This is a genomic window from Catelliglobosispora koreensis DSM 44566 (assembly GCF_000379685.1).
Lineage (GTDB): Bacteria > Actinomycetota > Actinomycetes > Mycobacteriales > Micromonosporaceae > Catelliglobosispora > Catelliglobosispora koreensis.
The window spans coordinates 702,856-722,578 of record NZ_KB903249.1 but is presented as its reverse complement, the minus strand read 5'-3'; the positions used below and the strand labels follow the sequence as shown (position 1 = coordinate 722,578).

General features: G+C 64.8%; 14 protein-coding genes and 1 pseudogene. 9 read left to right on the top strand and 6 right to left on the bottom strand.

Annotated elements, in window-relative coordinates; all coding sequences use genetic code 11:
* Positions 1 to 21: 21 nt before the first annotated feature.
* Both A3E1_RS0103375 and A3E1_RS0103370 read right to left on the bottom strand, forming a co-directional pair.
* Positions 22 to 1,383 (bottom strand): HAMP domain-containing sensor histidine kinase, encoded by a 1,362-nt coding sequence (locus A3E1_RS0103375; RefSeq protein ID WP_020519330.1) that lies wholly within the window; start codon positions 1,381 to 1,383, stop codon positions 22 to 24.
* Complete coding sequence (locus A3E1_RS0103370) at positions 1,380 to 2,081, bottom strand: response regulator transcription factor (protein WP_020519329.1); 702 nt, start codon at positions 2,079 to 2,081, stop codon at positions 1,380 to 1,382. The genes A3E1_RS0103375 and A3E1_RS0103370 overlap by 4 nt, the downstream gene beginning before the upstream one ends.
* Before the next feature lie 267 nt (positions 2,082 to 2,348).
* On the opposite strand from A3E1_RS0103370, the gene A3E1_RS0103365 reads away from it, so the two are divergent.
* The 4 genes from A3E1_RS0103365 to A3E1_RS0103345 all read left to right on the top strand — a co-directional run bounded on the left by A3E1_RS0103365 (position 2,349) and on the right by A3E1_RS0103345 (position 7,230).
* Positions 2,349 to 3,230 (top strand): polyphosphate polymerase domain-containing protein, encoded by an 882-nt coding sequence (locus A3E1_RS0103365; protein WP_020519328.1) that lies wholly within the window; start codon positions 2,349 to 2,351, stop codon positions 3,228 to 3,230.
* A gap of 5 nt (positions 3,231 to 3,235) precedes the next feature.
* Positions 3,236 to 3,913 carry a DUF4956 domain-containing protein gene (locus A3E1_RS0103360; RefSeq protein ID WP_020519327.1) on the top strand — a complete coding sequence of 226 codons (678 nt, stop codon included), beginning with the start codon at positions 3,236 to 3,238 and terminating at the stop codon, positions 3,911 to 3,913.
* Positions 3,913 to 5,598: a CotH kinase family protein gene (locus A3E1_RS0103355; RefSeq protein ID WP_020519326.1), complete on the top strand. Its 1,686-nt coding sequence runs from the start codon at positions 3,913 to 3,915 to the stop codon at positions 5,596 to 5,598. Before A3E1_RS0103360 ends, A3E1_RS0103355 begins: the two co-directional genes overlap by 1 nt.
* Before the next feature lie 540 nt (positions 5,599 to 6,138).
* The gene (locus A3E1_RS0103345) at positions 6,139 to 7,230 is read left to right on the top strand and encodes a winged helix DNA-binding domain-containing protein (RefSeq protein ID WP_040390487.1); all 1,092 of its coding nucleotides are present in this window, start codon (positions 6,139 to 6,141) and stop codon (positions 7,228 to 7,230) included.
* 51 nt (positions 7,231 to 7,281) lie between these two features.
* On the opposite strand, the gene A3E1_RS38695 is transcribed toward A3E1_RS0103345, so the two are convergent.
* Positions 7,282 to 9,651 carry a DEAD/DEAH box helicase gene (locus A3E1_RS38695; RefSeq protein ID WP_211215843.1) on the bottom strand — a complete coding sequence of 790 codons (2,370 nt, stop codon included), beginning with the start codon at positions 9,649 to 9,651 and terminating at the stop codon, positions 7,282 to 7,284.
* Positions 9,652 to 9,812: 161 nt separating this feature from the next.
* A complete protein-coding gene (locus tag A3E1_RS0103330) occupies positions 9,813 to 10,805 on the bottom strand; it encodes an aldo/keto reductase (protein WP_020519321.1) in 993 nt (330 codons plus the stop codon).
* 681 nt (positions 10,806 to 11,486) lie between these two features.
* Between A3E1_RS0103330 and A3E1_RS48770 the strand changes: the two genes are divergently transcribed.
* The 5 genes and pseudogenes from A3E1_RS48770 to A3E1_RS44365 all read left to right on the top strand — a co-directional run bounded on the left by A3E1_RS48770 (position 11,487) and on the right by A3E1_RS44365 (position 17,015).
* Positions 11,487 to 11,618: a hypothetical protein gene (locus tag A3E1_RS48770; protein ID WP_281167355.1), complete on the top strand. Its 132-nt coding sequence runs from the start codon at positions 11,487 to 11,489 to the stop codon at positions 11,616 to 11,618.
* A 114-nt stretch (positions 11,619 to 11,732) separates the two neighbouring features.
* The gene (locus A3E1_RS0103320) at positions 11,733 to 13,049 is read left to right on the top strand and encodes a ricin-type beta-trefoil lectin domain protein (RefSeq protein ID WP_026208039.1); all 1,317 of its coding nucleotides are present in this window, start codon (positions 11,733 to 11,735) and stop codon (positions 13,047 to 13,049) included.
* 185 nt (positions 13,050 to 13,234) lie between these two features.
* Positions 13,235 to 14,101 (top strand): S1 family peptidase, encoded by an 867-nt coding sequence (locus A3E1_RS38690; RefSeq protein WP_020519319.1) that lies wholly within the window; start codon positions 13,235 to 13,237, stop codon positions 14,099 to 14,101.
* Positions 14,102 to 14,114: 13 nt separating this feature from the next.
* Positions 14,115 to 14,525 (top strand): annotated as a pseudogene (locus A3E1_RS0103310) (carbohydrate binding domain-containing protein); the annotation flags it as partial.
* 450 nt (positions 14,526 to 14,975) lie between these two features.
* A complete protein-coding gene (locus A3E1_RS44365) occupies positions 14,976 to 17,015 on the top strand; it encodes a NucA/NucB deoxyribonuclease domain-containing protein (protein WP_157631276.1) in 2,040 nt (679 codons plus the stop codon).
* Positions 17,016 to 17,200: 185 nt separating this feature from the next.
* Here A3E1_RS44365 and A3E1_RS0103300 read toward each other — a convergent pair whose 3' ends face one another.
* Complete coding sequence (locus A3E1_RS0103300; RefSeq protein WP_020519316.1) at positions 17,201 to 18,949, bottom strand: copper resistance CopC/CopD family protein; 1,749 nt, start codon at positions 18,947 to 18,949, stop codon at positions 17,201 to 17,203.
* On the bottom strand, positions 18,946 to 19,683 hold the full coding sequence (locus tag A3E1_RS38675; protein ID WP_020519315.1) for a YcnI family copper-binding membrane protein: 738 nt from the start codon (positions 19,681 to 19,683) through the stop codon (positions 18,946 to 18,948). Before A3E1_RS38675 ends, A3E1_RS0103300 begins: the two co-directional genes overlap by 4 nt.
* Positions 19,684 to 19,723: the final 40 nt, after the last annotated feature.

Sequence of the window (19,723 nt, the reverse complement as noted above, 5' to 3'; positions counted from 1 at the left end):
CGACGCGAAGTGCGCCTCATGTCAGCGGGCGGCGCCTGTGATGGTGAGCCGGAATTCGTTGCCTCCGCCGGGTCTGGGGTGGACGGTGATGGTGCCTTGGTGGGTGGTGGCGGCTTGGTGGGCGATGGCTAGGCCGAGGCCGCTGCCGGGGATGGCGCGTGCGGTGTCGAGTCGGTGGAAGCGCTGGAAGATCCGTGTACGTTCATTTTCGGGGATGACGGGGTTTTGGTCCAGGACACTGAGTTGTGCGGTGCCGTCACGGTGTTTTGACAGATGGATGTCGATGGTCTGTTTTTCTGGCCCGAATTTGGCGGCGTTGTCGAGCAGGTTCACGATGGCACGCTGCAGGGTGCCGGGACGAGCCTGGATCGTCACCGCTGCTGGCGCGTGGAGCCGGAAAACCGTTTGCGGGAAATGGGTTTCGGCTAGCCCGATGGCTGATGCCGTAAGTTCGGATAGTTCGGTTTGGGTGGCTGGTTCTTCGACGGTTTCCGAGCGGGCGAGGTCGACGAGGCTGGCGACGAGGTCTGCTAGTTCGGTGCTTTGCAGGTTGAGGTCGGCCAGTAGCGCGGTTTTGTCGTTGTCTGCCAGGCGGTTTCCGGCGTGGATGAGCAGCTCGATGTTCGTGCGCATGCTGGCCATTGGGGTACGCAGTTCGTGGGCCGCGTCTTCGATGAGATCTCGTTGCTGCCGCTGGGCATCGCCAAGGCGGCTGAGCATGTTGTTGAAAGCTTGGGCGAGGGTGGCGATTTCGTCGTCACCGGTGACGGGTATGGGCTCGCTGAGGTCGCGGGTTTCGGCGATGCGGGTGGCCGCGGTGGTGAGCTGGCTGACTGGCCGGAGCCCGGCACGTGCTATCAGCCGGCCCGCGAGTCCGGCGATGATTGCCGCGCCAGCGATGAGGCCGGCGACGATCATCGCGAGACGGCGTAGGGTCGCGTCTGCGCTTTGCAGCGATTTGGCCAGCTGGACGGTTTGGCCGTCGCTGCCTTTGACGGTCAGGATTCTGAACCGGCCTTCATCGGTGCTGGTGGTGTAGCTGACTTGGCTGCGCTGGCCGTCTGCGACGGCTTGGTCGGCTGCGGTCCACGGCAGCGGCGCGGTGTCTCTGGGGATATTGGCGCTGCCGCCGCCCGGGAACTTGATTTGCATGCGTAGGTCTTGAGGTGCTTCAAGTGGGCTGGGCGGGATCTGGGCAGCTGCCGTTGGTGACAGGTCCCGGATGGGGCCGCGTGCCATGTGCTGTAGTTCGCGGTCTGCTTGGGAGGTAAGGGTTTCGCGGAGCGCGAGCAGGGCCAGGACACCGACGGCGATGGCGACGAGGGTTACGGCTGCGGCGGCGATTAGGGTGAGCCGACCGCTGATGGAACGCCTTCGGGTCACGGGCGTGGTTCTCCCTCGCGCAGCATGAAACCCACACCGCGAATAGTGTGCAGCAGTTTGGGCTGGTCGCCGGTTTCGAGTTTGCGGCGCAGGTATCCGATGTAGACGTCGAGGCTGTTGGATGACTGGCCTAGGTCGAAGCCCCACACGCTTTCGAACAGTTCCGTGCGGCTCAGAACCCGGCCTTTGTTTTCCATCAGGGTTTGCAAGAGCCCGAATTCGGTACGCGTGAGCTCTACCGGCACACCGCCACGGCTGACTTCACGGGTTCGCAGATTGACGGTGAGGTCGGCGGCGCGCAGCACGCCACCGGTTTCGGTCAAAGGCCCGGCGCGGCGCAGCAGGGCGCGGACCCGCGCGAGCAACTCCTGTAAAGCGAAGGGTTTGACAAGGTAGTCGTCGGCTCCGGCGTCGAGCCCGGCGACCCGGTCGGTCACGGCGTCACGGGCGGTGAGCATGAGCACGGGGGTGTGGTTGGCGGCGGCCCGTAACTGGCGGCATGCCGCGAGCCCGTCGAGCACGGGCATGCTCACGTCGAGCAGCAGCAGATCCGGCTGGGTCTGCGTGGTCTTTGCCAGCGCTTGGGCCCCGTTGGCGGCCAGTTCGACCGTGTAGCCCTCGAACCGTAGCGCCCGTTCCAGCGCCTGGCGTACCGCTGGATCGTCGTCAGCGACCAGCAGCCGGTTGCCTGTTGTCATGAACCCACGATAGGAACGTGCTCATTCATGCTGGCACTTTTCTTACTGAGTTCTTAACGAGCCGCCTGCCGCCCGCCAAGCTGAAGGTATGTCCATGTTTATCAGCAGCTGTCGTTCTTAGGCGTTTCTTAATGTATTCACGGCTGGCTTTAAGAATCGGCCCTCAGGCTGTAGCCGTTCACCTTCCGGCCACCCCTGGTTAAGTCGCCGTTCACTGCTAGAAATGCTGTGACGCGGCCGGGGACTGAGAGAGAAATGGTACGCGGCATGCGATGGCGTTCCCCAGCAGCAGCCAGCCAAAGCGAAGGAGGTGAAAGCCTCCCCGAAGCGGCTAGCGACCGCGGTGGTCACGCGCTGCGGGCCCCCAGCCCGCTGCACGCGTTCAACCGCTACGAGATCAAATATCTGGTACCCACGCTGCGGCTGCCGCAGTTGCGTGGCCAGTTGCAGGCGCGGCTGGACCGTGACAGCTTCTGCCCCGAAGACGGCTACGGCGTGTGGAGCGTCTACTACGACACCCGGCAGTTGCGCTTCTACTGGGAAAAGATCGAAGGACTGCGGTTCCGGCGCAAACTGCGCCTACGCCACTACGGCGACCGGTTCAGCATCGGCGAAGACACCACCGTGTATGTCGAGATCAAGCAGCGGGTCAACCGCGTAACGCAGAAACGCCGCATCGGCCTGCCCTACGCCGCCGCCCGGCAGCTGTGCGACGGCAGGCAAACCGTTGACCACCAGCCGGGTCAGGCTGGTTTCGTCAGCGAAATCCTCGGTTTGGTCAGCGGACTCGACTTGCGGCCGGTAGCGATGACCGGCTACCAGCGTGAGGCCTACGTCGGCCGGGACGCCGAAGTCGGCCTGCGCGTGACCCTAGATCACCGCGTACGTGGCCGCGACCGCGACTTTCACCTCGGCGCTGACGCGGAAAACCGGCTGATCATCCCGGCGCGGATGTCAGTGCTTGAGGTCAAGGCCAACGACCGGGTGCCGTACTGGCTCACCGATCTGGCCGCTGCGGCCGACCTTTCGGTGGTGCGGGTTTCCAAGTACTGCCAAAGCGTCGAAGCGTTCGGCAAAGCACCACGCTCCATCTTTCACGTCCCCGACGACATCCCTGCCGCCTCACCGGCACCGAGCACGAAGGCCTGACGACCATGAACTTTGAACTGCAAGACCTCACCGGCACCTTCAGTGTCACCGACATCGTCCTGTCGATGGTGCTGGCGTTCCTGCTCAGCGCCGCTATCGGCTGGGTCTACCGGGCCACCCACCGCAACGTGTCCTACAGCCAGTCCTACGTGCAGACACTGGTCATCCTCGGCATGCTCGTCTCACTGATCATGCTGGTCGTCGGATCCAACATCGCCCGTGCTTTCGCGCTCGTCGGTGCGCTGTCAGTAGTGCGTTTCCGCAACGCCATCAAGGAAACCCGCGACGTCGGGTTCATCTTCCTCGTCATGGCCGTCGGCATGGCTGTCGGCACCCGCTTCTATCTCCTGGCCGGTGTCGCGACGGTAGCGATCTGCCTGGTCATCTTCGTCATGTTCCGGTTCAACTGGTTCCGCCTGTCGGTGCAGCGCCAGGTCGTCAAAGTCCAGGTACCACCGGAGGGCACCTACACCGCCGCCATCTCCGACGTGCTCATCCGGTACACCACAGAGTTCGAAATGGTGAGCATGGAATCCATCCGCGGCGGTGCGCTCACTGAGCTCATGTACACGGTGCGGCTCAAGAAAGGCAGCGAACCGGGCGACCTCATCACCGCGTTTGGTGAGCTGACCTCCGGACAGCGCGTCACCGTGCTAACCGGCTATGACCAGACGGACCTGTGATGACCAGTCAGCAAGAGGAAGGCGGCCGTGCCCCGGCCGCCCGCCTCAAACACTGCATCCCCGTACGCGTACGCCACTACTGGAAACTCCTAGCCACCTGCGTAGCCGCCAGCGCCGCGCTCGTGCTGCTCGCCGGGAACGTGCGCGTCACCCCACTGGTGACCAGCCAGGCGGCCGGAAACGAGGATGAGGTTACCCTCAATATCGAAGGCACCACGGACCTTTTCGACTCCGCCATCGCCCATACCGTTGGCATCAGCTACAACGAAGCCGATTACCAGCGCATGTTCGACGAGTACATGAAAACCGGCGAGAAGGAATATGTGCGCGTCGATATCACGATTGACGGCACGCTCATCAAAGACGCCGGAATCCGCCTGAAAGGCAACTCCACCCTCGGCACCGTCACCCACAAAGGACAGACCAAGTCCTTCCGCGACGGCGCCGGCGGGCCGGGCGGTGGACAGCGGCCCCAAGGTGGACAGCGACCGCAAGGCGGGCAAGGACTTCCGCAGATGCCGGCAGGCGGATTCCCCGCAATGCCCGGCGCGGGCCAGGATCCAGGCACCGCACCAGGAGGCGGAATGCCTGGCGGCGGCATGGGCGGACTCGGTGGTGCGAGCAGCCTCGACAGTTCACGGCCAGAAGAACTTCCCTGGCTGATCAGCTTCGACGAATTCGACAAAGGCCGCCGGTACCAGGGGCACAGCGAAATCGCCATGCGTATCTCCGGCATGGGCGGCGGCAGCACTGTCGTCAATGAGGCCGTCTCCCTTGACGTCATTGATGCCGCAGGGATGCCCGGTCAGGAGTACGCCTACACGTCATTCCAGATCAATGACAGGCCGACCAAAGCCAGACTGCTCGTCGAGCACCCCGACGAAAATTTTGCCAGCACTCTCGGCAATGGCGTGCTCTACAAATCTGAGGCGACCAGCCAGTTCACCTACCAAGGTGAAGACCCCACGAATTACGGGGACGACTTCAAGCAGATCAACGGCAAAGGCAGCCACGACCTCAAACCCGTCATCGATCTGCTGAAATGGGTAAACGAAGCCTCCGACGCCGAATTCAACGCCCATCTGGCCGACCACGTCGATGTCAGCTCGTTCGCCTCCTATGTGGCACTGCAGAACCTGCTGCTCAACTTCGACGACATGTCCGGACCCGGCCGCAACTACTACCTGTTCTACGACCTCGACACCAAAAAGTTCAGTGTCATCAGCTGGGACCACAACCTCACCTTCAGCGGCAACGCCACCGCAGGACCCAACGACACCATGAGCATGGGCGGCAGAGGAGGCCCAGGCGGATTCCAGCCACCGCAAGGCATGCAACTGCCTGAAGGCTTCACCCCGCCGGGCGGAGATCCCGGCGCGGGCAACGGCCAAGCCGGGCGCGGCCCAGGCGGCGGGATGGGTGGCATGGGCGGCAACAAGCTCAAAGAACGGTTCCTCGCCTCCACCGCATTCAAAGAGATCTACAACCAGGCCTATCGCGACCTGTATCAGAAGATTTATGCCAGCGGTGCCGCGCTCAGCGCCCTAGACGGCATTACCGCCACCCTGGGCAAGGTCGCCGGTGCCGACGCTAGTGCGGTCAGCACCGACACCGCACGGCTACGCACCCTTATCGAGCAGCGCACCACCGCGCTGGCACAAAACGACGTCATCAAAGCGAAATAGCGTTACCCGGGCTAGGCCCTTTCCTCCTGCCGGTCCAGCTCCAGCGGCCCGGGAGCCGGTCGCCGCGCTGCAAGCCGGAAGCTAGGCGGCGCAAGCCTTTGCGGTGCCGGGACGCTGCAGAACGGTCCCGGCACTGCAGTGAGGCTCAACGCCGACATAGTGCCGGCCGTTGTTGATCCGCAGCCGCTAGCGTGCACGACCCCGCGGGCAGCCTCGTGTCCCGTCATCCCACGACCCAGAAAGATAAGCGGCGATCGTGGGCCCGCATCTCCTGGAGTTCCGGAAACAACCTGAGGCGGTCGAATGGCGGGAAAGTAGCGAGGATGTGGAGGAGTGTGCCTGCGTGGCGGAGGGGTGACTTTGCGCCGAGGTTCGGGCATCCGTTGCGTATCTGACCAAGCGATATCACCTCATGTCGGTTCTCGTACCCGTACAACCAGGTATCCGCATCATGCCTGCGCGACATCGTGGCCAAGTCCATTTCGGACGCATCGCTTGCCTGGCGCGGCCGTGGCCAGCTGGCGTGACAGGATCATCAGCATGCTCACCGACCGTGGCCTCAACCGGGCACTGCTCGCCCGGCAACTGCTGCTGACCCGGTCGCCTGCGGACCCGCTCACCGCGATCGGCCGGGTTGCCGGGCTTCAGGCGCAGTCACCGAACCCGCCCTACTTTGGGCTGTGGTCTCGCTTGGGCAAGTTCGCCCTCGCGGACCTCACCGAGCTGATCGAGACCCGGCAGGTCGTTCGCATAGCGCTGATGCGCGGCACCATGCAGCTCGTAGCCGCACGCGACGCACCGGGCCTGCGCCACGTCGTACAGCCCGCGCTCCACCGCGCACTGCTGGTAACGCATGGCGAGCGGCTACGCGGAGTGGACTTGGCCGAGGTCGCCCGGATGACGCGGGAGCTGCTCGAGGACACCCCCCGAACTATCGCCGACCTCGGCAAAGAGCTAGCCACCCGCTGGCCGGCAGTCCCGGTGGCGTCGCTGACCGCTGCGGCCCGGACAGAGGTTGCGCTGGTCCCGGTGCCACCGGGCGGTGTCTGGGGAGCCGTGGGCCAGCCCGCCTGGACGACACTGTCTGCTTGGCTCAACCACCCGGACCCGGTGCCGTCCAGCGTGACCGACCTCGTGGAGTGGTACCTGTCGGCCTACGGCCCAGCCACCCTCGCCGACGTGCAGGCATGGTCAGGTCTGCCAGAAAGCGAGATCGCCAAGAGCGCCGGCCGGAACCTCATCCGCCTGCGCGGTGAAGAAGGCGCCGAGCTTTTCGACCTCCCCGGCGCGTTGCTGCCTGACGAGGACGAGCCCGCGCCCGTCCGGTACCTGGCCGAGTTCGACAACGTGCTCCAGGCGCACGACGACCGGTTGCGCATCATGTATGACGACGATCGCAAGACCATCTTCGCCACCCCTGGTGTCGTGCCGGGGGTCGTGCTGGTCGACGGATTCACCCAGGGCACTTGGAAGATCACCAGGTCGGGTCAGTCGGCCTACATTGTGGTGCGGCCATTCGCCCAGATCCCCACCCGTGACGTTGAGGAGCTGACGCAGGAAGGACTGCGGCTGTTGGCGTTCGCCGCGCCGGACGCATCGACTCACGACGTGCGCTTCAACTCCCGATCGTGACTTCCCTTACGAGGGGATGACATGCGGTGAGGCTGGTGGCAGATCGAGCCGTCAGGATCGTGCGTTGACCGCTGCCTGCATGGCGTGCACGTCCTTCGGGCCGGCAGGGTGGGACAGCCGGCGTTGTTCCTGCGCCACGATCGTGCGGGCGAGCTGGACCTCAGAAATGTCGACGGCGCCGGCAGATGCTTCGGCGATCGCGCTGTGCCGCACGTATGCGTCGAAAAGCTGGGCTTTGGAACCGAGAATTTCGAGCATCCGCTGGTCGACCGAGTCGGCGATCAGGAGGCGGTGCACCTGCACCGACCGCACTTGTCCCATCCGGTGCGCGCGGGCTATCGCCTGCGCTTCGGTGGAGGGCTTCACTTGCGGTTCGCACAGAATCACGACGGAGGCGGCCTGGATGTTGAGGCCGACGCCGGCCGCCTCGATTTGGCACACGAGTACTGCGGCGGTCGGCGATGTGGTGAACCGGTCGACGATCCGCTGGCGTTCCACGGTCGGCGTGGAACCGGTGATAGGCCCGCAGGCGCGTGGGCTGAGGGCCGCGCACACGGTCTCCAGCACGTCGCGGAAGTACGAGAACACCACGACCTTTCGCCCGTTGGCCATCGCCTCGGCCGTGATCTCCAGTAGCCGGCCGAGCTTGGCCGAGTCGCGAGGGTCGCTGACCGCGAACGCCGCGCGGCGCATGGCCATGAAGTTGCCCTCGCTCACCGCCGCCTCGTAGGCCGCACCGTCCTCGGCGCCGAACTCTTCCCATTCGTCGACCTGGACGAGTTCCGGCAGCTCGGTCAGAACGTCCTGCTGGTTGCGCCGAAGGTAGACGGGTGCTGCCACCCGCCGGAACGCCTCGGCGCCACTCACACCGTGCTGGGCCTCCATTGTGGACGCGATCTCCGGCCTCAGGTGACCCACCAATGCCACGAACTCGTCGACCCGGTTCTCCAGGGCCGTGCCGGTGAGGAAAAGGACCCGTTCTGATGCGGCGGCGATCTCGCTGACGGCCTGCGATCGCCGGGCATTCGGGTTCTTCACATAGTGCGCCTCGTCAACGACGAGCAGGGATGGCCTGGTCGGCGTACCGGTGAGGGTGCCAAGCGAACCGAATGTCGTGACCGCGACACCGCCCTGGTCATGCCAGCGGGCAGCCGCCCGGGCACGGTCGCTGCCGTGCAGGGCAACCACCGGCAACGTTGAGTGCGCTGCGACCTCACGGGTCCAGTTGATGAGCACACTGGCTGGACACACCACGAGGAAATGGGTAGCGCCGGCCGCGGCGAGGTGCGCCATCGTCGCGATCGATTGGACCGTCTTGCCCAGGCCCATCTCGTCACCCAGGATGACGCGCCGTTGCACCAGAACGAACCGGGCACCGAACGACTGATAACCACGTAACCGCAGGCTGTCCGACAGGCGGGACGTGTCAAGTCGCTGTGCGTTGATCCGCTCCACGATGTCGGCTGGCAAATGGCCCTCGGCCGCGGCGACGTCGCCGCCGAGATCGACGACCTGAGCGAGCAGGCCGTAGTAGGCGGCAGACCGCTGCTCGAAATCCCGCCACACCTCGGCCGCGGTGGGGACCTTGACGGCAAGGACGTCCCGCGACGCGCGCAGCAGGCCGCTCGACGCGGCCTCCTGCATCAGTGCCTGTACCCGTTGCGCGGCAACGTCCGCGGCCTGCTTGCGGCCGGCGCCCATGAACAGACGCCGCATTTTGCCAGCGCCGGCGTCCTGCGCCTGCGGGCGGTGCTCGGCCAACTCTCGGGCGAGCTGCGCGCCCTGCTTCTGGTGTGCCTCCCCTGCGTGGCGCACCGCGGCCCAGACCGCGAGGGCCTGCAGCAGCCGGGTGGTCTGCGCGTCGGACGGGTCGAGGTCGATACGGAACTGAAGCGAATCCCGCACCTCCTGGCGGACCTGCTGTGCCGCCTCGACCACCTTCGTGGCCTCGTCCTCCCCGATGTCGCACGCGGACGCGAGCTGTGCCGCTCCGGCGCGCAGGACGTCGGCAACCGTGAAAAAGCCCTTCTCCGGCAACGTGTCCAGCCGCAACTGGCCGTCGCTCACGTCTCGAATGGACTCGATGGACAGCTTCTCCGTCTGCGCCGACACCTGCCGCTCGCGGACCGCGTCGAAAGCCGCCACGGCCTCGGTGCGCGCGGCGTCGACGACCTTGACCATCTCTTCGGCGTGAACCTGGGCTTTCTCGGCCCTGGCCAGCATGACCCTCGTCGAACGGCGACTATTACGCGATGCTGGCGGTACCTCGGTCACGCTCACCATCGACCTGCCCAGCACCTCGCGCACATCACCCGACCGTACCCGAAGGTCGGCACCACAAATCCGCAAGACGGCTGCCGGGGATCCCGTCTTCCGGTAGTCGCCACAACCATCGGCGCTGCCCTGCTTCTGGCGGATCATCTGTCCAATGCCGACGCCACGGCGGCGCCCGTCTTTAGTTGCCGTGATTCTCGGCGTTGTTGCCTTCGTGCAGCAGCGCCCGCCCGCGCGCTGTCGACCTGATCACCACCGTGATAGGTGCTACAAGCTGCACCGGACGCTTGCACAGCACCTGCAACCATCTACCAGCGGGTGTGGACGATGGCGCGAATGCGGCGGTCGTACAACTCCTCGATCGCTAGCAGGGTCTCACCGGGTAGGTCCGGGCCAGCTGCGGCCGCCGCGTTGCCTTCGGCCTGCTCAATGTTGCGCGCACCGGGTATCACACAGGTCACGCCGGGCTGCTGAATCACCCAGCGCAATGCCGTGTGAGCCGGTGTCATTCCTTCAGGGGCCAGCGATCTGAAATCGGCCGCCGCATCTAGGCCGGTCTCATAGTCGACACCCGAAAACGTCTCCCCGACGTCGAACATTTCGCCGTGGCGGTTGTACGTCCGGTGGTCGTTACCCGGAAAGACTGTGTTGCGGTCGTATCTGCCCGATAGAAGGCCAGAAGCTAGCGGCACTCGTGCGATGATGCCGACACCGGCCTCCTTGGCCGCAGGCAATACCAGCTCCAGCGGCTTTCGCCGAAACGCGTTGAGAATAATTTGGACACTGACAACACCCGGTCGCGCGATCGCGGCCAGCGCCTCATCACAGGTCTCAACACTCACACCGTAAGCCTTTACGCGGTCCTCGGCGACCAGAACGTCGAGGTCGTCGAAGGTACGGTCAAGATGGAACACGGCAGTCGGCGGGCAATGCAGCTGCACCAAATCGAGAGTGTCCACGCCGAGGTTCGCACGGGAACGGTCGGTCCACGCACGGAAATTATCCAGCGTGAACTCGGCCGGGTTCTGTGGTCCGCGACGGCCCATCTTGGTCGCCACCACTATCTTCTCCCTCGAGGACGGCTCCATGCCGCGAAGGAATGCACCAATGATCCGTTCGCTGCGGCCATCGCCATACACATCGGCTGTATCGATGAAGCTCACACCCGACGCTACCGAAGACTTAAGAATCCCCATCGCATCGTCCTCATCGACCACACCCCAGTCGGCGCCTAACTGCCACGTACCAAGCCCAATGACCGAAGCTTCCTGGCCCCACCGCCCGAACACACGCCGTTGCATTGGCGCATCTTAGCCCTGCTTGACCCGGGCATGAACTCTCCAAATGGGATGAGTTCCCGGATGCGCGTTATGGCTTCCACGTCAGCGCAGCTTGGGCCGTTCTGCGATAGCCACCTATCGCGTCATCCCATGTCTGGGAACTACAGGCGCAAATGCTCTAGCGGCCAGCTATACCCGGCATGGATTTTGGCTCATCGATCGTTGCCTCTAGACGCCGTGGCCCGTAACGCGTTATAAAGACATCCCATGACATCGTGCTAATGCTCCGCAGGAGACCGGGCCTCCCACGGAGCATTGAACGCCGGCGCGCTGAGGCGCCCGTTCACACATCCTGAAGGGGTATTCAGAATGTCTTCCTCCCCAGCCCGGACCTTGCGCGGCAGCCTGCCCTGCGATCCGGCTGTTCGCATCCGCCGCCGTGGTTTGCTGCCCGCGGCAGGCTTACTGGAGCCGGCCGCGATACGGCTATGTGCAGATCGCCAACGTCACCACCTGGCTCGTTCTCGACAGCGGCGGGAACGCGAAGCAATGCCCGGCCCACAGCAGCACGAACCGGCATCGGCAACTCGCCGACCTCGGCGGCTGGTGCTCGATTGCCAACCGCGCCAACGCAATGGTGGCCGATAGCTGGGGCAACACCGCTAACGGCGCACCGTGCTGGCGGCTGGCGGCTGGCCTGCAATGGCGGCAGCAACCGGCAGTGGCGGCTCAGCAGCATGGGCAAACGTCCGCTACCAAATCATCAACCGTGGCACCGGGACCGCGCTTGATGGCATGGGCAACACGACGGCGGGCTCCACCGCGTCGATGTGAGCGCCAACCGTCACACCCAACAACCAATGGACCTCACCGCAGTCTGATTTCAAAGGAGATACATCCGTGATACCCGTCCCTCGTCGTGTCCAAAATAGACACCTCAGATGGCTATTGGCAGCGATAGCATCCATCACCACCGCAGCCGTGGGGGTGCTCGTCGCCACGACGGTAAACATCCCCGCGGCGTCCGCGGCGTCCACCGCTGGCTGCGGCAAGGCACCGCTGGCCAGCGGTCAGCGCACTGTCCAGAGCGGCGGCAGTACCCGCAGCTACATATTGCGAGTCCCCGATTCCTATGACATGAACCGTGCCTACCGGCTGATCTTCGCCTTCCATTGGCGGGGCGGCACCATGCAGGACGTCGACTCCGGTGGATCCAGCGGCTATGCCTGGTCCTACTACGGCCAAAGGGCACTGGAGAACACCACCACGATCTTCGTCGCGCCACAGGGCTTCGGCAACGGCTGGGCCAACTCTGGCGGGCAAGACGTCACCTTCGTCGACAACATGATCGCGCAGCTCGACGCGGGATTGTGCATTGACACGACACAGCGTTTCGCCATGGGCTTTAGCTACGGCGGCGGTATGAGCTACGCGCTGGCCTGTGCACGGCCAGCGGTCTTCCGCGCGGTCGCTGTCTACTCCGGAGCGCAGCTGTCCGGGTGCAGCGGCGGTACCCAGGCCATTGGCTACCTTGGGTTCCACGGCCTAAGGGACGGCGTTCTCAACATCTCCAGTGGACGGGCACTGCGAGACACGTTCGTCAGGAACAACGGCTGCCCCGCCCAGAACGCGACAGAACCAGCGCAGGGAAGCCTCACCCACACGGTCTACACCTACTCGGGCTGCCGCGCGGGCTATCCGGTGGTGTGGGCAACGTTCGATGCGGGCCACACGCCCGGACCATGGGATGGCTCTCCGGGCGAGACGAACCCGCACGAAAGGTCTTGGACCATTGGTGTGGCGCGTAGTTTCTTCGCTCAGTTCGGGCCGGGAACGCCACCGACGACCCCACCACCATCAAGCCCGACGCCCAGCCCGCAGAACCTTACTATCAAGGGCCAGGCCTCGAATCGCTGTCTCGACGTGCCTGGGGCGAGCACTACCAACGGCACGCAGATTCAGTTGTGGGACTGCCACGGTAATAGCAACCAGCGCTGGACCTACACGGCCAGCAAGCAGCTCCAGGTGTACGGCAGCAAATGCCTGGACGCCTCCGGCCAGGGCACGGCTAACGGCACCAAGGCCGTCATCTGGGACTGCAACGGACAAGCAAACCAGCAATGGAACCTCAACGCCAACGGCACCATCACCGGTGTCCAATCCGGACTGTGCCTGGACGCCAGCGGCTACGGCACCGCCAACGGAACACTGATCCACCTGTGGGCCTGCCACGGCGGCACCAACCAGCAGTGGCTTCGTCAGTGAACGAATAGTACGCGCACCGCTGTCCGCGATGTCGCTGGCGCTGGCATTCGCTGCCGCGCCAGCGCATCCGGCGGCTTTGGATCAAGCGGTTGGTTCCGGTCGTCATCCTTGAGCTGCGCTCAGCGCCTGTGTGACCGTCCGAAACGGCAATACTAACGCCATAGATATACATGTATCGTTCCCACATGTCTTCGTTACTTGTTGCGCTATTACTGATCGTCACGGCTGCCGTCGCCCCGGCGAGACAAGCGGCCGTGGATCCAGGCCAGCTGCGCGCCCAGCTGGCTGCGGCCGCGCCGGGCGGGAGCACGTTGCGTATTGACCACGCGGCAGGCAAAGTCGTTGCCACGCTTGGTGCCCAGCCGTCCGAAGAGTTCCTTTCCCTCGCCGCGGCACATCCGGGCAGGGTGAGCTGGCACATCGGATCTGGAGTGCGGCCGCTTATCACGGCTCGCGGAGGATGGGGCCTGACAAATCCTTTCGCCGCACCATGTACCGCCGGTTTCGCGATGAAGGCAGTCAACGGATTCAATTACATTGTGACGGCTGGCCACTGTGTCGCCGATGGGATGGGGACGCAGTGGAATCTGGCGGGATATCTCCTGGGCCCGGGCCACTTCCACAGTTTTCCCGGCAATGATTATGGCGTCATCATGGTCGCCTACAACTCGCCTGTGACAACGCATCCGACCCTCATTAACTACAACGGCAGCGGCGTGCGGGTGCTGGGCACCAACACTCCAACCATAGGCCAGCGTTTGTGTAAGTCAGGCAATGTCAGCGGCGTGACCTGTGGAACGGTGCTGGCCCTTGACGTCACCGTCACCTATCACACCGGCGAGGTCGTGAATGGGCTCATCGAGACCGCGATTTGCGCCAGCCCAGGAGACTCGGGCAGTCCGCTGTTCCGCGATCCGGGTGACCGGCGCCTCATTGGGATGGGAGTCCTATCTGGCGGCAACGGGGTGCGCTGCGGCGATCCCGGAGTCCGTACCTATTACAACCCGCTGACCGAAATCATGGCCGCCTACGGGCTTTCCCTCATCAAGTAGAAGCGGGGATGCCGAAGGTGGCACGACAGGTTGGGCCGCGTTCGGCGAAACGTTATCGTCCAACACCAGCGTGGTGCATAGCGGCACACGGTCACTGATGCTGTCTGGACGCACGGCTTCGTGGAATGGCCCCAGACAAGACGTCACCTCGAAACTGACCCACGGCAAGAGCTACACCACAAGCGTCTGGGTGCGCACGCAAAGTGGAACACCCAGCGCGAAAGCAACACTGGCCCTGACCGCAAACGGCACCACGACCCACCTGTCGCTGACCCCGGCAACCACAGTGAATTCTGGTGGCTGGACACAGCTTTCCGGCACCGCAACGGTGTCCTGGAGCGGGACGCTGTCTGGCGCCGCCTTCTACGTCGAGACGACGTCGGGCACCGACACCTTCTACATCGACGACGCCTCGCTCCAGTAAATCCTGAACCTGTAGGTGGATTCCATCCCGGGGATCCACCTACAGCTCACGATCGCCTCGTAAAGACCGTGGTTACGGCGTCTTCAGACCTCAACCAGGATCTACGAAGTGAAGCTCGCGGGCGATCCGCGGAACGGTGAATCCCTCGGCCCACCATATATACAACTCAAGACGCCGGCCGATCGTGCGTACGGCCAGACAGGTGAGGGCGATCCACGCAACCCGACATCGGCGCTGGCTTAAAGCTTCCACCGAGCGGGCTAGTCTCGGCGTTGTCATTTCATCCCGGTGTCCATTCAGAACGGTGCACTGCCGCCCGGGACGTAAAGGAAAAACCTGTATTCCCTCCAGTGAATAGATGTTGCTACACCCGGTGCGGGCCGCTGACGATGTCGGCGGCCCGCACCTTTCGGTCGCGGGTCATCCCGATATCTCAGGATAGGACTGCACTTGAAAACTCGGGCTTTGTGGCGATCCCGGTGGGCCGCCACTGTGGCCGCCATCGTCGCGTTCGCGGCCACCACCGTAGGTGTCCAAATAGGAACGCAAGAACCGGCGGCTGCCGTCGACCTTCTCGAGTACTGCGACCAGCACCCTGGCAACTGGTGGGGTTACCGCTACGAGGCGTGCGCGGAGCAGGACGTGTACATCGTCCTCATCAACGCGCAAACCCTGCAGCAGACCGGCACGGTCACCTTTCACATCACCAGGCGCCTATGGCTCAACGACGGCCTGATGCGCTTCGCCGAAACAGTGACAGTGTCGCGTAAGAGCTACACCAACTCAGGCAGCACCGTTTTGCACGATGTGGACATGGGCTGCTCAGGGCAGTGCATTGTGGACAGTGCGGACGCGGTCGGCCTCACCCCGCCGGGCATCACCTCCAGCGGCACGTGGTACTACCGCAGCACCCTGGGAGCGAACTGGCACACCACGTTGCACACCAACATGTCCCTGGAGATCTCAGCACCAAACACGATCCCGGATTCGGTCACCTGGCGCTCACCCGACGTCCGCTGCGACACACTGACCTACATCCAGGGTGAAGGCTGCGTATTCCCGTGGGCGATCCCGATCGCTTCCTGGAGCACAGGACAGGGCTTTGATGACATCATCAATCACATCGCTTATGCCCAGGGCGTGCGAGGTCTGCCGGGGCGGCCGGGAACAACCCCGCTGCACCGCACCACCGATCCGCTGACCCAAACCGCCAACCGCAATATCGCCTGCCCCAGCAGTTTCCCCACCGGGACAGGGCAAAGCTGCGACGAATACCCCTTCGCCTCCACCTCCGAAGGTGCGGCCAGTGGCATCGGGTACAGCGCACGGGCGGTCGACGCCGTACAGAACTACACCCACGGCGGGCATTTGAGCACCTTCCTGGCCAGGCAACGGGTCATCCATGGCGACGCCTACTGGGTCACGGTCTCCGGCGCGACCATTGTCTCCAGCTACCCAATCGGCGGTGGCAGCGGCAGCGGCGGTGGCGGCAGCTCCGGCGGGACGGTCAGCAAAGCCGAGCCCGCGCTGGTACGCGACAACGGCGACTCGACGATGAAGATCTGGCGCTGGAAATCTGATGGCAGTTCGTTCGACCGGACGAACGACCTTCAGTCAGGTGCGTTCCGTCTGTCCCAAGTGGAGAACCGTGTGGCCAGTGGTGACGTCGACGGCGATGGCGACGACGACATCGTCATGGCGTACCAGAACAATGACGGCACGTTCTCCTTCCACGTGTTCAAGAACGGCAATTCGTGGGCCGGGATCTGGTACACCAGCGGGCCGTTTAGCCTCGGCCCGGTCGACGGGCGCCTGGTGGTGGGCGACTTCGGCGGTGACAACAAAGAAGAACCAGCGCTGGTACGCGACAACGGCGACGGGACGATGAAGATCTGGCGCTGGACGTCAGACGGAAACTCGTTCAACCAGAGCACTCACTATCAGTCCGGGCCATTCCACCTCGGCAACGTTGCCGATCGCGTAGCCGCCGGTGACGCTGACGGCGATGGCAAGGACGACATCGTTATGGCCTACCAGAAACCCGATGGGACGTTTGGCTTCTACGTGTTCAAGAGTGGCTTGTCCGCAAGTGTGTGGTACACCAGCGGCCAATTCCACCTCGGGCCCGTGGGTAACCGTATGGTCATGGGCGACTTCGGGGGCGACAGCAAAGAAGAACCAGCGCTGGTACGCGACAACGGCGACGGGACGATGAAGATCTGGCGCTGGACCTCCGACGGCAACTCCTTCAACGGTGCGGCCGACTACGATTCCGGCTCGTTCCACCTGTCCGCTGTCGAAGACCGGGTCGCCGCCGGCGACGTCGACGGTGACGGCAAGGACGACATCGTTATGGCGTACCAGAAATCAGATGGCACCTTCTCGTTCCACGTGTTCGACGCTGGCGCCAGCTGGGCTGGAGTCTGGTACACCAGTGGCCAGTACCACCTCGGCCCTGTGGCTGGCCGCATCACGGTCGGCCGCTGGTAGCAGGTCTTCCAGCAGGTTCCTCGGCGAGGCGAACGCGGCTTTGGTGTGACCCCGTAGTCTTCGTCCTCGCCGAGGCGTGACCCCACACTCCGAACTCCCCTGGCGACATCCGCTAAGCCGCCGGAGGTCATCATCCAAATGTCCAAACAGGACAACGACCCCCAGGCCTCAACCTCCGGCGATCGTCAAGAAAACTCGAGCGGCAGGCGCAGCGTGGTCTGGTCCACTTCGGATACACGTATGGTGACCGCCGCCTCCCACTTGCCGGCGATAGGAAACGTCGCGGTGCCGAAGAAGTGGCCATCGCCGGCCGCCTGTACCGGTACGGGAATTGGCCCGAGGTCTTTGGCGGGCAACGAAAGCGTGACTTTGACATCCGGCACCGCCATCGGCCGGCTGTCCCGGTCCAGCACGCTGACGTGCACACCGGTAGCACCCACACGGCGCGGCTGCACTTCGAACGCCAGCAGTCCCCTGCCGGCGGGCCCACCGGCGTCGAACGCCACCAACCCGGGCGGCACCGGCGTGCCGGTCTGGGCGGCCGGAGTGGGTGGGCCCACTTGCGCCGCGGCGTAGGCGCTGTGCGCCGGTTCGCTGTTGACAAGCGCGGCGGAGATCCCGAGCACTGCCAATGCCAGCAACACCTCACGCGTTATGCCGCGCCGGAAGTAGTACAGCTGGTGCGGGTCCGGCCCGGAGTGGCGATCGGCGTAGTGCTTTTTCACCGAGGCGCGTGCGGCGGCGGCCAGCGCCAGGATGACCAGCACCGCCGCGACTTTCAGCAGCAGCAGGCGCCCATATGGCGTAGTCAGTAGGGCGGGCATGGTGCGTACCTGCCGCCATGCCTGGAAAACGCCGGTGGCGATCAGCGCCGCAACACTGGCCGCCGCCGCACTGGAAAAGCGCGGCACGGCGGCCCGCATCGAGGCCACGTCTCGAGTGGGTAGCAGGGCAAGCGCGAGCACCACGAGGCCGCCAAGCCAAACGGCCATACCGGTGAGATGGACGACGTCGGATACCAGCGCGGCCCCGGAAAGCGTGCCTGTGGCGCTGTGTCCGGCCGCACCCCACGTGATAGCAAGCACGGCGCCCGTCACGAGCACTGCCACAGACAGGACCACGCTTGTGCGCGGGTTCAAGGCGCGAGCTTGGGCCAGCCACCGCAGCCCGTACCAGATAACAGGTCCGAGCATGAGCAGGAGCGCGAGCCGCACGCCGAGTGCGGTGCCGAGGCGTGTATTGGCGGTCTCGGCGATCAGCTGACCGTCCAGTGTTCTGCTCAAGGAGGTACCCGTGAGGTAAGGGCCATACATCAGCCCGGAGGCGACCACGGCCGCGACCGAAGCGGCCCATCCGCTCCACAGCAGCCGGCGAGCCATGGGCTTGCGTGCGCCCCCGGGCCATGCGTACACGAGGAAGAAGGCCGTGCCGACAAGCAGTGCCAGAGCGGCGAAGCCGAACCAGCGGGTTATCCCGTACGCCGTTGCACCGCTATCGGGCGGGGGCGCGGGAACCGTTACCGGTGCCGCCGCGCCCGGTACCCCGATGTTGAACGTCAGTGCGCCCGAGACCGGGTGGCCATCGGCCGACACCACCCGCCATGCCACCGCGTACCGGCCATGGGCCAGCGCTTCAGGGAGAGGCACGTCGACAGTGGTCTGGTCGCTGGCCGGATGGACCGGTGCTCCAATGTGGACGGTGGATCCGGTCGAGGTGAACAGCCGGACGCCGTCGCCGGCGAGGCTGACCGGTTCGGTGAACTGCAACCGCAACCGTTCCGGCGGGTACTGCAGGGTCTGCCCGTTACCGGGGCTGGCGTGGACGAGCTCGGCGTGGGCCCAGCTCGGGGTGGCGACCGCTAGGCAGGCCACAGCGGTGGCGGCCGCGCTGAGCATCAGCGTGACCACCACACGGCGCAGAGAGATGGCCGTCATCGTCTGCCTGCCTTGACTGGTTGTTTGCCAGCGTTTCCGGGCCGGGCGGGCACGTCCGGCGATGCGGGCGGGGCAGGTCGCCGGCGCAGCAGGGCGACGATTGTCAGCCCTAGCGCGAGCAGCGCGATAACGAGACCCGCCAGCGCCAGTGCGGTGCCGTTGGCCGGGGCCGGTTCGGCGGCGGGTGCCGCTGGCGGTGCCGCCACTGTCACGACCATCGCGGGATGCTCGGGCCTCGGTGCCCCGTCTTGGGGCACGTCGATCCAGCGCACCACCACACCATCGGAGTACGTCTGCAACGCTTTGAACACCAGCGTTGTGGGTTCCTTCGGCAGCTGCCCGACCGCCACATCGAAGGTCTGGAACTCGTTTTTCCCCACGCCTACCTCGCTGCGCCAGACGATGCTGGTGACGGCCCCGGCGGCAGCTGTGTGGTCTTGCTCGGTGGGCTGGGCGGGGGCCGCGGACGGCTTACGGTTGACCGTGGCGCTCCAGCCCGGTACCGGCCGCAGCGAGACGGACGTCAGCGCGGCGTTGTCCGGGAAGACGACCTCTAGCTGGACCGTCTTGGCGGTATCGCTTTCGTTGGGCACCTTGAAGGTGAAGGTCGCCCGCCCTCCGGCGGTGGCGGTGGTCGGGGTGACCGTGACGTGGGCGGCGGCGGATGTCGCGGGTAGGAGTGCGGCGAAGGCAGCGCACGCAACGACCAAGGCTTGTGTGAGGCGCCGTTTCATGGGCGGGTCCTTCCAATGTGGAATGGGCGCGGGCAGATGC